We start from the raw sequence: 12996 nt of genomic DNA, 5'->3' as shown, positions 1-12996 counted from the left end.
AACGACTTATAAGCGCGTTTCAGCTTGTATAGGGAAAAACCCGAAGTTTTAAAAGGACATGCAGTGCACATAGTACGCCAAATACAAGTTCTCTTGTCATTTTAACCTGTACAGATTGGGAAGTTAAACAAATAGCTTCACTACTATAATAGGGGTAACGGCAAAAGTTGTCAAGTAGTTTTTTTGTTTCTATTCACTTTAACAAGTGAGCTACCTCTCTATAAAAGACCTATCAACTGTCGCAATTATAGGTGTAAACAAAAATGACAAAAGAGTACGGGATTGAGTAACTATATACACTTCTGCTGGCATACCGGGATATAGATATACATTTTTGAACTGAGCAAGCTCTGACTTTGGTATCACCACACGTACTGAATAATAACGCCCTAACCTTGGATCATCGAGGGCATCAGGAGAAATATGGCTTACTATACCATTAATCAAACTTAAACGACGTGCGCTGTAAGCACTCAGCCTTACTTTCACCTTTAGTCCTTCCAATCCGTCAATAGAGACTATATTGCTATCTTTTTTTTGTGCCGACAGTATCTCCTCTATATTTCTAGTCTGAATTTTAGCGTCTATTATTAAATCATCATTAGATGGCACTATGCTCATAATCGGCACACCAGACTGTATAACACCACCTTCCGTATGGTACCGTATATCCGTAACTATTCCATTTTGAGGCGATCTAATAATTGTGCGTGTTAACGCATCTTCTGCGACCATCAATCTTTCTCTCAAGTCAGCAATAGACGTGCTAACTTCCTTAAGCTCAATGTTTGCTCTCTCTTGAGCGTCATTCTTCACATTTATGATTTCTAACTCGTTTTCCCCAATTTTTTGTTGCACTTGAGATATCGCAGCACGGTAATGACCAACTCTACCTTCAATTTCAGCAAACTGCTTTTCCAAAGCCAAAATGTGTGGCTTACCTATGTGACCACCGTTAAGAAGTTGCCTTTTTGTTTCTAATTCCTCAGCTATTAAGTCATATTGCTTAAGAGCTGCATCCAGTTGAGAATTCAGCCCTACTAGCTCATCATGTAACTGTCTTATACGCTGTTGCAGTATGTCGGTTTTTCCCAATATACTCTTGTGCTGAGAATCAAATAATCTTATCTGATTTTTCATCACTTTGTTTGCAAGATTGCCATCAGACAATTCTTTGACTTCATCAGGAAATTCAATTATGTCCAAATCTCCCCTAATAGCAATAAGTCTTGCTTCAGTTGCCAAAAGCGATAAGAGTTTTTCTTTGATTATACTCAAATTTGCCTTCTCGTTAACATCACTTAACAAAACTAAAGGCTCATCTTTTTTAACTGCTTGGCCCTCTCTGACCAAAATTTTACTTATTATTCCTCCACCCAGATGTTGAACTATTTTCCTGTTTGAAGATACAATAACTTCTCCACTTGCATGCACTGCCCCATCAATTGGAGCTATAGCCGACCAAATACCACCTACTCCAAAAAAAATGAGTATCACTATCAGACCAAAAAACAGTGGTCCCCATGTTACTCTCAGAACCTCATTTACGTTATTACCCTCGCGTTTTAAAATAAAACTTACCACCGCATCAATCAATGCGAACGTTTTATCTAAAAACTTCGGATACTTCTTCTTTTTATTTTTTGTTCCTTGCATGCTTATATTATCACTATGGCCAAGTAGGCCTGTCAAAGAGAATCCAGCACTAAGTTTTTTTAACTTACTTATCATATATTACTGTGAACTTGCGTTAGCATTAAGATAACATACAAAAACAAAGAATCCATGACTTATGCACTTCATTTGGACTGCAAAACACCAGAATAAACTATTTAGTAACAATTTTGCTATACCTGACCTGACTTAAGCTTTTAACGAGTATGAAAGTTGCTTGTGTCATGCGAAAAATCTATTGCCAACTAGACAATGCTCTGTTAGTAATCGGATAAGGCGAGGTTATTATGTTTCGATTAGAAGGCAGAAAATTCCTGATTACTGGTGCATCAGGTGGAATAGGGCAGGTAATTGTAAAAACTATGCATAAAGCTGGAGCAATTCTATGTATTTCTGGTACAAAAAAAGAAGCCCTAGAAGAAGTTGCTAAACTATATGAAAAAAATATTTATATACTTCCTTGCAACTTATTAAATTCCGAGGAAGTACACCAGCTGATAAATAGGGCAAATGAGTTGATGGAAGGTTTCGACGGGCTCGTATGTAATGCAGGCATTACACAAGATAGTTTATTGTTGAGAATGACAGATGAAGCATGGCAAAAAGTGATTGATATTAACTTGAGTTCTACGTTTAAACTAAATAGAGAAGCATGCAGGAAACTAATTAAGAATAACTGGGGGAGGATTATAAATATTTCTTCAATAGTAGGGTTAACAGGAAATGCTGGACAGGCAAATTATGCAGCATCAAAAGCTGGAATAATAGCCATGAGTAAATCCATAGCAAAAGAAGTTGCAAGTCGCAATATAACAGTAAATTGTATTGCTCCTGGGTTTATAGATACTAAAATGACTGAAGTTTTAACTGCAGAACAAAAGAGAAAAATACTAGATAATATTCCAATGAAAAAAATGGGGACGGGAGAGGAAATAGCGGCAGGAGTCCTGTTTTTAGCAAGTGAGGAAGCAAAATATACCACAGGGAATGTGCTGAACATTAAGGGGGGTTTATTTATGTAGTGATACCTTATTTGTGGACAAGCCATAAACTTTACTTTAAAATAAATATGTGTAATAAAATTGCTTTTATTACACTAGTTTATTATTTAGAGGCAAAAAAATGAATTCTATAATAAGAAAATTTTTTAATGTTCTATATGCAATATTGATTCTCTCAGGTTACTCAACCGCTTCTGGCGCTAATGATACCATGGACAGCACAGCTGAAGTAATATGCAACATTATTGGGTATGTGTGGGGAATAGGTGGTCCACTTATGACTGTAGTGATAATTGGTGCGTCCTTGCTTGCAATATTTGGTAGAATGCCTTGGCCAGCTCTTTTTGCTTTAGGCATGTTTTGTGGCGTATTCTTTGGTGCCAAGACGATTATAATGAAAGTTATGCCTAATATAAGCAGTGAAGCACAGGACACGCTTAAAAAGTGTGCAGATAAATAACTAGTAAAAGTAATAACGTATTAAAGTGCTGTCATCCATTAAGTCGTTTCATGTCTTCAATTTGCAACAAGTAAGGGCTATCTTTTGGTAAAGTTTTGACAGCCAGTTCAGCATATTTCATAAACTGTTTTAAATTACCTTCAATGCAAGCCTTTTTCGTTAAGGCAAAATAATGCATTGCCGTATCAGCATTACGTTTATATGCGATACTTAAATACTTCCAGACAAAGGCATTATTTGGCTCTACACTTGCGATCTGTTCCAGGTAAAAAATTGCTTTCTTTGTATCACCGTACAACAATAAAGTATGGGATAATGTAAGTTTCACCAAATAACTGTCTTTTTCAGATAAATACCTAAGCGATTCTTCGTACGTTTTTATTGCTTCACCCAAATTCCCTGCCTTGTACAGCATTTCTGCTCTTAATTCATACAAGTATGGGTCATTGCGTGACTTTTGAACTAATGAATCAACTATAGCGATAGCCTCTTCCATCTTTCCTTGCCTATAATGGATTATAGCATTTACGTACTCAGAATTACTTTCATATTTATTGGATAACACATGTATGGGAGAAAAAAAGGAATCTAGCTTTGTAACCATACGCTTAAACCTTAGTAACTTATCTGCAAGAATTGGTTTCACATTGTTTTTAACCTTATAATTTTGTACAGCAAATATGCGCTTATCACTAAGCGGATGAGTGCGGAAATACCCTTCAGCATTTTCATGTTCGATACTTTTAAAGTAGTCAAAAATCTCTTTCATACCTGAATTATCATAGCCAGATTCATCAAGGTACCTTAAAGCATAGCTATCTGCTACACTTTCTTGCTCTTGAGAATAGTTAAAAAACAGCCTTGAGCTGAGTGCTACACCGCTTAGCAAAATTGCACTAGCAACCTGGGGATTAACGATAATAGTAGAAACCAATCCTACCACATAACTGATCATTGCTATCGATTGAAAATAACTCACAGCGCCACTCATCTGCAATATGTGACCAGCAGATATGTGAGCAATCTCATGTGCTAATATGCCAAGCAAAATGTAGGGCTCAGCCGAATGTTGCAAAAGTCCTAAGTGAATGAAAATGCTATTATTATCAATTACGAAAGCATTAATAGAATTATCACTAATTATGAAAACTTTTATCCGATCACTATCAATGCCTGCGGCAGAAAATAAGGGTTGCGCTAGTTCTTTTACCACTGCTTCCACCTCACTATCTCTAATAACGTTAACAGAGTAAGCGCTACTGCAATATATAAAAAAGAGCAATAAGATAAAAAACTTAGCAATTTTAAACATGAAAATTCCGTGTTCGTATAATTTTTAGGAATTTTACATTTTAACACTTAAATTATACAAATTTATAAATGCTAGCTTAACTTTTCAACGTAGCTAACAAGTTTATCGATGGTAGTTAACTTAATCTTATGTTGTTCAGCAAATTTAAGCAACTGAGGTAAGCGCATCATAGAGCCATCATCGTTCACTAATTCACACCCTACAGCTGCGTGATTAAGGCCAACTAACTTTGCTATTTCAACACTTGCTTCAGTATGACCATTGCGTGCTAAGACTCCACCATCATTTGCAATAATAGGAAAAACATGACCGGGAGTAATAATATCATCTTTAGTACTCTTTTCATCAATAGCAGTAAGTATCGTGCGCGTTCTATCATGAGCAGAAACACCTGTTGTAATACCATAACGTGCATCAATTGATGTAGTAAATGCAGTGTGAGGAATAAGCTTTTCATCTACATTACTTTTCCTCATAAACTCAAGGCCTAGCCTACTCATATGAGGTCTTGTCATAGCTAAAAATACAATGCCAGTACCATATCTAACCATAAAAGTTACATGTTTTGGTTCTAGTTTTTCAGCTAAGACAATCAGATCGCCTTCATTTTCTCTATCTTCATCATCAACTAAAATAAATAATTTACCAGAACGGGCATCCTCTAACACATCTTCCACAGGAGAAATGCTGGATAGACTCATTGATGCATAAGTGGTCTGTACCATAATTTATTTAAATTCAATCCTAACTACTTTATATAACTTCTCTCCGCTTGGCACTACCACTTCCACATACTCACCAACTTTTTTGCCAATTAAAGCACTACCTAAAGGTGAACTAGTAGATATCAACTGTTTTGAAACATCAGCTTCATACTCACCTACAATTTTATAAATATATTCTGCTTCACGACCATCATCACTGAGCATGCTTAATGTTACGGTTGCGCCAAACATTACTGAATCGCCAGACAAGCTTTTCATTTCTATTACTTCTGCGTGTGAAATCTTGTTTTCTAACTCCATTATACGTCCTTCGATAAAACCTAACCTTTCTCGTGCAGCGTGATACTCCGCATTTTCGGACAAATCACCTTGATCACGTGCATCAGAAATAGCTTGTATAATGGAAGGCTTTTCTTTCTTTAATTTCTCAAGCTCGGCTTGCATATGTTCAAAACCTTCCCTTGTCATAGGAAACTTATTAACAATTGATGAAGCCATAACCACCACCTAAACGTAATTAAATTGAGTAACAAAATTACTCACAATATCGAAAATATCGTCTTTTATACCATCATCCATGCTGTTTGACAACTTTTTTAAAATTCCAGGGTGTACAGTATGGAAATAATTGATAAGATCATATTCAAATTTATTGACATTGCTTATTTGTACCTTGCTTAACTGATCATATAGATTAGAAAAGACGTACATCAGCGCCACTTGCTCTTCTATTTGCATAGGTGAATGCTGTCTTTGCTTTAATAACTCAACAAGATATTTACCCTTATTTAAGGATAGTTGAACACTAGCATCGAGATCAGAACCAAATTTTGCGAAATCTTCTAACTCTCTATATTGAGCCAAACTTAGCTTTATAGAACCAGCAACTTTTTTCACAGATTTCAATTGCGCAGCAGAGCCAACCCGCGAAACTGATAAACCTATATTTACTGCAGGACGAAATCCTTTATGAAATAATTCAGACTCTAGGAAGATTTGTCCATCGGTAATCGAAATTACGTTAGTTGGAACATATGCAGATACATCGCCAGCTTGAGTTTCGATAATCGGCAACGCAGTTAGAGATCCCTGCCCTTTTTCATCAGACATTTTAGCAGCTCTTTCAAGCAAACGAGAATGCACATAGAATATATCCCCAGGATAAGCTTCACGGCCAGGAGGACGCCTCAACAATAAGGACATCTGCCTATATGCCACAGCGTGCTTAGATAAATCATCATAAACCACCAAGCAATGCATTCCATTATCACGAAAAAACTCTCCAATGGTGCAACCAGCATAAGGTGCTAAAAATTGCATAGGCGCGCAGTCAGATGCACTAGCCACAACTACAGTTGTATACTCTAATGCCCCACTTTCTTTTAGCTTATTCACCACTTTTGCTACTGTTGAAATCTTTTGTCCAATAGCAACATAAACACAGTAAACTTTTTGATTTTCGTCCACTTCATCATTAATCTTCTTCTGATTAATGACGGTATCAAGCGCAATAGTAGTTTTACCGATTTGTCTATCGCCAATAATTAATTCACGCTGTCCTCTGCCTATTGGAATTAGTAAGTCTATAATCTTAATTCCGGTTTGCAGAGGTTCATGCACAGATTTACGATCAATAATGCCTGGCGCCTTAGACTCCATGTCCATTTTGTTTTTGGTTCTAATTTTCCCGCCGTTGTCTATAGGATAACCTAATGCATTTACAACTCTTCCCAATAATTCATGCCCTACAGGAACCTGCACAATATTACCACTACATTTTACAATATCCCCTTCTTTGACATCACGATCATTACCAAGCACCACTATTCCAGCTATATCATGATCTAAATCAAAAACTATTCCTTCTATACCACTTGTAAAGGATACTTTTTCACCAAATTTTGCTTTTTCAAGTCCATAAACCAATGCAATACCATCAGTTACTGAAATCACTTCACCTATACTTTCTCGCTTTACAGGATTATCAAACGCCTCAACTTTTTCTTTTATTATGTTTACTATTTCAGAAGCATTTATACCGTTTTTCATACACAATTCCTTATTTTCAATATTTCCATTTTACTCAAATCAACCAATCTATCTAAGTAACTTTTCAGTGAAGCATCAATCAAATTAAAACCATACTTCACCACAAAACCGCCCAGTATAGAAGGGTCAACCACGTTACTTACCTTTGTTATTTTACCAAGAAAGTTTAGAGATTCAGTAATTATTTTTATATCAGGTTCCTTTAAAGCCTCTGCTGACTTTATAATAACTTCCAATTCATTTTCATTTTCTCTCACAAGATTTAAGAATTTTTCTAATATCAGGATTAATAAATTAGAGCGCCTATTTGCGGATACAACCATAATAAATTTCACTAAGTTCTCGCTTAAGTTTTTATCTATAGAGAGTATCGCTTCTTTTTTACGCGCAAGAGAAATCATAGGATGAGATAGGTATATAAAAATATCACGTTGATTTTTAAAAAAATCCAACAAAAATTCTACTTCTTTTCTTATAGTACCTAGTTTATCTTCTGAGGTATAAAACAGCGCTCTAGCATAAGATGAAACTAAATTATTGTATTGAGTCCTTTTCATATTAAATTACTTATATATAGCCGTAGCTTGACCACAAAATCCAGCCTAAAAAATTTAGATTCCAGCGGGCTTTGTTGTGTAAAAAAACTACTGACAAATTCATTATAAAATAGCTATCAAGGGAAAAATATTCTAGAAACAATGAAAGTCAGTAATTACACTGAATATAACAGATTTCTCAGAGAAAGGGAAGTATTTTTTATTATCAATGAAGCAATTTGGTATCAGAAATGCAAAGCAGTAACTATCAGTTGCAGCGTGTACAATGGAAGCAATTTATTAGCAAAAGAATTTATTTCTTTTCTTCCGCTCCACATTTGTCCATGATGGAAGTATGTCCAGTACCACCTACGCCACCGATTACTTTTGTCACAATAGCTTTTGCACCAAAAAACACAGCGCAAAATACACCGAGTGCAAAAAGTGCTGGCCAGGGCATTCTACCAAATATCGCAAGCAAAGCCGCACCTATTATTACTATAGTCATAAGAGGTCCGCCTATTCCCCAAACGTATTTAATGATATTGCATATTACTTTGGTGGTTACATCAAGATCACTATCAGCAGCACTGCTCATATGAGAAAAGGAAATAAATAGTATTATAAGAAAAACACTAAAAACTTTCCTAATTGTAAGGTTCATCCCTATACCTTAAATTTAGACATTGCAATTATATCTAAAATAGTATAATTTTGATAAAGCTAGCATAAAGACTAAGAAGGTTCAAGCACCAGGAGACAATGGAGAGCAGCTAATTAACTGCCTTTGATATCGCTGAGCAAATTTCCTATTTTTTTTTTACTTTACTAAAGAACCCTTCAGATTGCCGTTGCATGTTTGCCTTTTCTTCTTCTTCAAGCGCTTTCAACAGCTCAATTTGTTTTTCAGTTAAGTTCTTTGGATTTAAAGTTTCAACTATTACCTGCACATATAAATCACCACGTACGTTTGAATTCATACATGGCATACCCTTTTCTCTACAACGTAGTTTGGTACCAGTTTGAGTGCCTTCAGGAACCTTTACTTTTATTTTAGCCCCGTCAATTGACTGGACATCAATTTCACCACCGAGCACTGCTAATGTCATTCTTATAGGCACTTTGCAATGTAAATCTGCTTTATCCCGAGTAAAGATCTTGTGTGGAGCGATTTTAACATATACATATAAATCTCCGCTTTTCCCACCTCTTACTCCAGCTTCTCCTTTACCACTTACCCTTACCTTAGCGTCTTTCTCTATGCCTTTTGGAATTGAAACTGATATATTTACTTCATCTCTTCTGCGCCCATTTCCACCACATTTTTTGCATTTGTTCTGTATTATTTCTCCTTCTCCATAACATGTGGTACATGTTCTCTCGATTGTAAAAAAGCCCTGTTGAGTCCTGATCCTACCGCTTCCTTGACACATGTGACACTGAACTGGTTTGATCGTTCCTTCGCTACCTGTACCTTTACACGTGTCACATTTTACATTTGTAACGTAATGTATAGGCACTTGTATCCCTTTAAATGCGTCTTCTAAGGTAATTTCAAGATCATAACGTAAGTCCGACCCAGGCACTTTCGTTGTGCTTCTCTTTGCCCTACTTGATCTCCCAAATCCTCCGCCAAAAAAATCGTTGAATATGTCACTAAAATCTCCTGCAGCCTGGCTAAAATCAAATTCACCAAAACCACCATCCTCATGTCCGTAACGATCATAACCTGCCTTTTTTTCAGGGTCAGATAGAACCTCATACGCAGCCGTTATTTCTTTAAATTTTTCCTCTGCTTCTTTATTACCAGGATTTCTATCTGGATGATACTTTAACGCTAATTTCTTATATGCTTTTTTTATCTCATCAATACTAGCATTTCTGCTTACTTCCAGCAGTTCATAGTAGTCTTTTGTGCTCATATACAACAGTTCAGTATTTAACCTTTAAAGATAGGTACTTCATACATCAATTTCAAGTGTGGCCTCTGTTTTCTGCATAGACTAAAAACATTGTGCACCCTGAGCGACTCGAACGCCCGACCTTTTGATCCGTAGTCAAATGCTCTAATCCAACTGAGCTAAGGGTGCCTTTGATAAAATCAACTTTAACAGATTTTACAGCTTGATTCAATTGGTTTGGCTAAAAATAAAATGGCACCAAAGTTAAATTGATGATATGACAAATTTACTAATACCCTTAACTTAAATTTAATAAACGCAAAGGAAAATCTGGCATAAAATTATTGGAGACATAATGAAAAAATTTCTTCTATTTATAGCTTTAGTCCTATCTTTTGCATTTGATGCAAATGCCGCTAAGCAGAGTAAAACTCAAGGTGACGAAACATCAGAAGTGATATGCAGCATAGTAAAATATACCCAAAGCATAGGTGGACCGATGATCACAGTAGTAATAATAGGTGCAGCTCTGCTTGCAATATTTGGCAGAATGCCTTGGCCTGCTCTTTTTGCACTCGGTGCATTTACTGCCGTGTTTTTTGGTGCACCAAAGATTGTAACAGCAATAGCACTAGGCACAGTAGGCATGCATCCCATAGAAAAACGCTAATCTTCTGGCAAAGCTGCGAACTAAAGAGCCTCAAATTTTAGGTAAGTGATACTTCTTGTATCATTTACTTAAATTTAATCAAAAAGGAGTAGGATAAAATATGAAATTATTGGAGGCATGATGAAAAAATTTCTTCTACTCGTGGCTTTAATTCTCTCTTTTGCGTTTGATGCAAATGCTGATGATGATACAACAAAAAGTGTGATATGCAATATAATAAACTATACTAAAACACTAGGTGGACCGATGATCACAATAGTGATAATTGGTGCAGCTTTGCTTGCGATATTTGGCAGAATGCCTTGGCCAGCACTTTTTGCACTCGGTGCATTTACCGCTGCGTTCTTTGGCGCTCCTGCTGTTGTAAAAGCAATAGCGCCAGATAAAGCAGGAGCGTGTTAGTAGGAGCGTACTAGCCTTCTGTTAAAGTATCTACAAATCAAAGGTACTAAAAGCCTCGAAAAAGTTTTAGGTAAGTGATACTTCTAGCATCGTTTACCTAAATTTAATCAAAGCGGAGTAGCATAAAAAACAAAAATTATTGGAGACGTGATGAAAAAATTTCTTCTACTTGTGGCTTTAATTCTCTCCCTTGTATTTGATACTGCTTTCGCTGCCGGACCTGAGGACGATAAAACAACAGACACGATATGTAAAATAGTAGGCTATACTCACGGCCTGGGTGGACCGATGATTACGATAGTGATAATTGGTGCAGCTTTGCTTGCAATATTTGGCAGAATGCCCTGGCCAGCGCTCTTTGCACTCGGTGCATTTACCGCTGTGTTTTTTGGTGCTCCTGTAGTTGTTTCAAAAATAATACCAGGTGGTATAATTTGTAAAGATGGTAAGGCTGCTTGCCCTGATAAGACATCATGGAATGCAGCAACAAATACATGTAACAAGAGCTAAAATTTCAGAAAAGCATTAGGTAAATGGTGCAGAAGCACCATTTACCTAAATTTAACCAAAGCGTAATAGCATAAAAAATAAAAATTATTGGAGACATAATGAAAAAATTTCTTCTACTTATGGCTTTAATTCTCTCTTTTGCGTTTGATGCTAATGCTGCTAATGAGCTAGATGCAACATCAGCAGTGATATGCAAAATAATGGGTTATACCCACGGTCTAGGTGGACCGATGATCACAATAGTGATAATTGGTGCAGCTTTGCTTGCGATATTTGGCAGAATGCCCTGGCCAGCGCTCTTTGCACTCGGTGCATTTACTGCTGTGTTCTTTGGCGCTCCTGCTGTCGTCTCAAAAATAGCGCCAAACACAGCAAATAAGTGCACATGCGATTCCGGGAAAACATGGCAAGAAGATACCCCAGGATCAGGCAAATATGTTTGTAAGTAGAAAGGTATTGAGTAAATGATGCTTAGCATCATTTACTCAAATTTAATCAAAGTGAAGTACCATAAAAAATAAAAATTATTGGAGACATGATGAAAAAATTTCTTCTACTTGCAGCTTGAATTTTCTCATTTGCGTTTGATGCTAATGCTGCTGATGCAACATCAGGAGTAATATGCAGTATAATAAGCTACACTCAAGGCCTAGGTGGACCGATAATTACAATAGTAATAATTGGGGCAGCATTACTCGCAATATTCGGCAGAATGCCTTGGCCTGCTCTTTTTGCACTAGGTGCATTTACTGCTGTGTTTTTTGGCGCTCCTGCAGTTGTAACAAAAATAACAGGAAAAGAGGTATGCTGCCCTTCTGGTCAAAAATGGGATAGCGATCAAAAGAAATGTGTAAATGAGGCTTAGGGAAACCTTAGATAAATGTTGCTCCTTGTACCATTTACTCAAATTTAATCAAAGCGGAGTAGCATAAAAAATAAAAATTATTGGGGATATGTGATGAAAAAATTTCTTCTACTTGCGGCTTTAATTTTCTCCTTTGCGTTTGATGCTAATGCTGATGCAACATCAGGAGTAATATGCAAAATAGTAAGCTATACTCACAGCTTAGGTGGGCCGATGATCACAATAGTAATAATTGGTGCAGCTTTACTTGCAATATTCGGGAGAATGCCCTGGCCTGCTCTTTTTGCACTGGGTGCATTTACTGCCGTGTTCTTTGGCGCTCCTGCGGTTGTAAAGGCAATAACAGGAAAAGCAACAACTTGTACCCAAACAGGATGTACTGAGAATAAAGGAACTTGGAATAACGCTAAGAAAGAATGTACTCTTCCGTAATAAACCCTTGTTGAGGTTTTCTTCACTTAAAAGTGGTAAGTTTTAGTGTTTATAGTATTTTTAAAAACAGATGATATACGGATAAAAATTTCTGGGTTTCAGCGTCAAGTGCTTGAATGACAGATCTATGGGTGCATCCAAGTGCCTCCTTTTTTGTCATCCCAGCACCTCTCCTCCTGTCATCCCAGTACTTGATACTGGGATCTAGTTTCCATAAAATGGTGTGTTTTAACATAACGTTTATACTCACTAACCTAATCAAGTTCCTAGATTCCAGCGTCACGCGCTGGAATGACAAAGTTATGGGTATCATTCCAGAGCCTCCTTTTCTTGTCATCCAAGTAGCTGGCACTGGGATCCAAGATACTACTTTAGTAATAAATATTTAAGAAATTTACCAAATGGAGAAAAAGGCAAAGAAACCCCGAGTGGCGAGTTTTGACTCTATAATACTTTAAA

General features: G+C 36.6%; 17 protein-coding genes and 1 tRNA gene. 9 read left to right on the top strand and 9 right to left on the bottom strand.

What is annotated here, in order from left to right; translation table 11 throughout:
* Positions 1-210: 210 nt before the first annotated feature.
* Positions 211-1731 (bottom strand): HlyD family type I secretion periplasmic adaptor subunit, encoded by a 1521-nt coding sequence (locus DM84_RS01420; RefSeq protein WP_250777888.1) that lies wholly within the window; start codon positions 1729-1731, stop codon positions 211-213.
* Positions 1732-1961: 230 nt separating this feature from the next.
* Here DM84_RS01420 and fabG point away from each other — a divergent pair, with 230 nt between their 5' ends.
* Together fabG and DM84_RS01410 are read left to right on the top strand one after the other, a co-directional pair.
* Complete coding sequence (gene fabG / locus DM84_RS01415) at positions 1962-2696, top strand: 3-oxoacyl-[acyl-carrier-protein] reductase (protein WP_250777886.1); 735 nt, start codon at positions 1962-1964, stop codon at positions 2694-2696.
* Positions 2697-2796: 100 nt separating this feature from the next.
* Complete coding sequence (locus DM84_RS01410; RefSeq protein ID WP_250777884.1) at positions 2797-3135, top strand: TrbC/VirB2 family protein; 339 nt, start codon at positions 2797-2799, stop codon at positions 3133-3135.
* 31 nt (positions 3136-3166) lie between these two features.
* Here the strand turns inward: DM84_RS01410 and DM84_RS01405 are convergent, their stop codons facing one another.
* From DM84_RS01405 to DM84_RS01370, 8 genes are all read right to left on the bottom strand, one after another.
* Complete coding sequence (locus DM84_RS01405; RefSeq protein ID WP_250777882.1) at positions 3167-4447, bottom strand: M48 family metalloprotease; 1281 nt, start codon at positions 4445-4447, stop codon at positions 3167-3169.
* A 71-nt stretch (positions 4448-4518) separates the two neighbouring features.
* Positions 4519-5172 (bottom strand): 3,4-dihydroxy-2-butanone-4-phosphate synthase, encoded by a 654-nt coding sequence (gene ribB, locus DM84_RS01400; RefSeq protein WP_250777881.1) that lies wholly within the window; start codon positions 5170-5172, stop codon positions 4519-4521.
* 3 nt (positions 5173-5175) lie between these two features.
* The gene (gene greA / locus DM84_RS01395) at positions 5176-5670 is read right to left on the bottom strand and encodes a transcription elongation factor GreA (RefSeq protein ID WP_250777879.1); all 495 of its coding nucleotides are present in this window, start codon (positions 5668-5670) and stop codon (positions 5176-5178) included.
* Positions 5671-5679: 9 nt separating this feature from the next.
* A complete protein-coding gene (gene atpA / locus DM84_RS01390; protein ID WP_250777878.1) occupies positions 5680-7221 on the bottom strand; it encodes a F0F1 ATP synthase subunit alpha in 1542 nt (513 codons plus the stop codon).
* On the bottom strand, positions 7218-7778 hold the full coding sequence (gene atpH, locus DM84_RS01385) for an ATP synthase F1 subunit delta (protein ID WP_250777877.1): 561 nt from the start codon (positions 7776-7778) through the stop codon (positions 7218-7220). Before atpH ends, atpA begins: the two co-directional genes overlap by 4 nt.
* Positions 7779-8070: 292 nt before the next feature.
* A complete protein-coding gene (locus DM84_RS01380) occupies positions 8071-8421 on the bottom strand; it encodes a TrbC/VirB2 family protein (protein WP_250777876.1) in 351 nt (116 codons plus the stop codon).
* Between the two features lie 145 nt (positions 8422-8566).
* Entirely contained in the window at positions 8567-9679 is a 1113-nt protein-coding gene (gene dnaJ, locus DM84_RS01375) for a molecular chaperone DnaJ (RefSeq protein ID WP_250777875.1), read from the bottom strand.
* A 93-nt stretch (positions 9680-9772) separates the two neighbouring features.
* A tRNA-Arg gene (locus DM84_RS01370) sits at positions 9773-9847 on the bottom strand.
* A 166-nt stretch (positions 9848-10013) separates the two neighbouring features.
* Between DM84_RS01370 and DM84_RS01365 the strand changes: the two genes are divergently transcribed.
* The 7 genes from DM84_RS01365 to DM84_RS01335 all read left to right on the top strand — a co-directional run bounded on the left by DM84_RS01365 (position 10014) and on the right by DM84_RS01335 (position 12926).
* Positions 10014-10328 (top strand): TrbC/VirB2 family protein, encoded by a 315-nt coding sequence (locus DM84_RS01365; RefSeq protein WP_250777874.1) that lies wholly within the window; start codon positions 10014-10016, stop codon positions 10326-10328.
* Positions 10329-10448: 120 nt separating this feature from the next.
* Positions 10449-10730: a TrbC/VirB2 family protein gene (locus DM84_RS01360; protein WP_250777871.1), complete on the top strand. Its 282-nt coding sequence runs from the start codon at positions 10449-10451 to the stop codon at positions 10728-10730.
* Positions 10731-10880: 150 nt separating this feature from the next.
* Complete coding sequence (locus tag DM84_RS01355; protein WP_250777868.1) at positions 10881-11240, top strand: TrbC/VirB2 family protein; 360 nt, start codon at positions 10881-10883, stop codon at positions 11238-11240.
* Positions 11241-11338: 98 nt separating this feature from the next.
* Complete coding sequence (locus tag DM84_RS01350; RefSeq protein WP_250777865.1) at positions 11339-11689, top strand: TrbC/VirB2 family protein; 351 nt, start codon at positions 11339-11341, stop codon at positions 11687-11689.
* 119 nt (positions 11690-11808) lie between these two features.
* The gene (locus DM84_RS01345) at positions 11809-12105 is read left to right on the top strand and encodes a TrbC/VirB2 family protein (RefSeq protein WP_250777889.1); all 297 of its coding nucleotides are present in this window, start codon (positions 11809-11811) and stop codon (positions 12103-12105) included.
* A 93-nt stretch (positions 12106-12198) separates the two neighbouring features.
* Entirely contained in the window at positions 12199-12537 is a 339-nt protein-coding gene (locus DM84_RS01340; protein ID WP_250777862.1) for a TrbC/VirB2 family protein, read from the top strand.
* A 116-nt stretch (positions 12538-12653) separates the two neighbouring features.
* Positions 12654-12926 (top strand): hypothetical protein, encoded by a 273-nt coding sequence (locus DM84_RS01335; RefSeq protein WP_250777858.1) that lies wholly within the window; start codon positions 12654-12656, stop codon positions 12924-12926.
* Positions 12927-12996 lie beyond the last annotated feature (70 nt).

The organism is Wolbachia pipientis, from assembly GCF_023661085.1.
Classification (GTDB): domain Bacteria; phylum Pseudomonadota; class Alphaproteobacteria; order Rickettsiales; family Anaplasmataceae; genus Wolbachia.
Note: the sequence above shows the minus strand (reverse complement) of the source record. Positions and strands in the feature narration are given on the sequence as shown.

Coding starts and splice junctions, on each gene's coding strand:
- DM84_RS01360 (WP_250777871.1), top strand. CDS start 10,449: ATGAAAAAATTTCTTCTACTCGTGGCTTTAATTCTCTCTTTTGCGTTT.
- DM84_RS01335 (WP_250777858.1), top strand. CDS start 12,654: ATGACAGATCTATGGGTGCATCCAAGTGCCTCCTTTTTTGTCATCCCA.
- DM84_RS01380 (WP_250777876.1), bottom strand. CDS start 8,421: ATGAACCTTACAATTAGGAAAGTTTTTAGTGTTTTTCTTATAATACTA.
- DM84_RS01420 (WP_250777888.1), bottom strand. CDS start 1,731: ATGATAAGTAAGTTAAAAAAACTTAGTGCTGGATTCTCTTTGACAGGC.
- atpH (WP_250777877.1), bottom strand. CDS start 7,778: ATGAAAAGGACTCAATACAATAATTTAGTTTCATCTTATGCTAGAGCG.
- fabG (WP_250777886.1), top strand. CDS start 1,962: ATGTTTCGATTAGAAGGCAGAAAATTCCTGATTACTGGTGCATCAGGT.
- DM84_RS01405 (WP_250777882.1), bottom strand. CDS start 4,447: ATGTTTAAAATTGCTAAGTTTTTTATCTTATTGCTCTTTTTTATATAT.
- DM84_RS01350 (WP_250777865.1), top strand. CDS start 11,339: ATGAAAAAATTTCTTCTACTTATGGCTTTAATTCTCTCTTTTGCGTTT.
- ribB (WP_250777881.1), bottom strand. CDS start 5,172: ATGGTACAGACCACTTATGCATCAATGAGTCTATCCAGCATTTCTCCT.
- greA (WP_250777879.1), bottom strand. CDS start 5,670: ATGGCTTCATCAATTGTTAATAAGTTTCCTATGACAAGGGAAGGTTTT.
- DM84_RS01355 (WP_250777868.1), top strand. CDS start 10,881: ATGAAAAAATTTCTTCTACTTGTGGCTTTAATTCTCTCCCTTGTATTT.
- DM84_RS01340 (WP_250777862.1), top strand. CDS start 12,199: ATGAAAAAATTTCTTCTACTTGCGGCTTTAATTTTCTCCTTTGCGTTT.
- dnaJ (WP_250777875.1), bottom strand. CDS start 9,679: ATGAGCACAAAAGACTACTATGAACTGCTGGAAGTAAGCAGAAATGCT.
- DM84_RS01410 (WP_250777884.1), top strand. CDS start 2,797: ATGAATTCTATAATAAGAAAATTTTTTAATGTTCTATATGCAATATTG.
- atpA (WP_250777878.1), bottom strand. CDS start 7,221: ATGAAAAACGGTATAAATGCTTCTGAAATAGTAAACATAATAAAAGAA.
- DM84_RS01365 (WP_250777874.1), top strand. CDS start 10,014: ATGAAAAAATTTCTTCTATTTATAGCTTTAGTCCTATCTTTTGCATTT.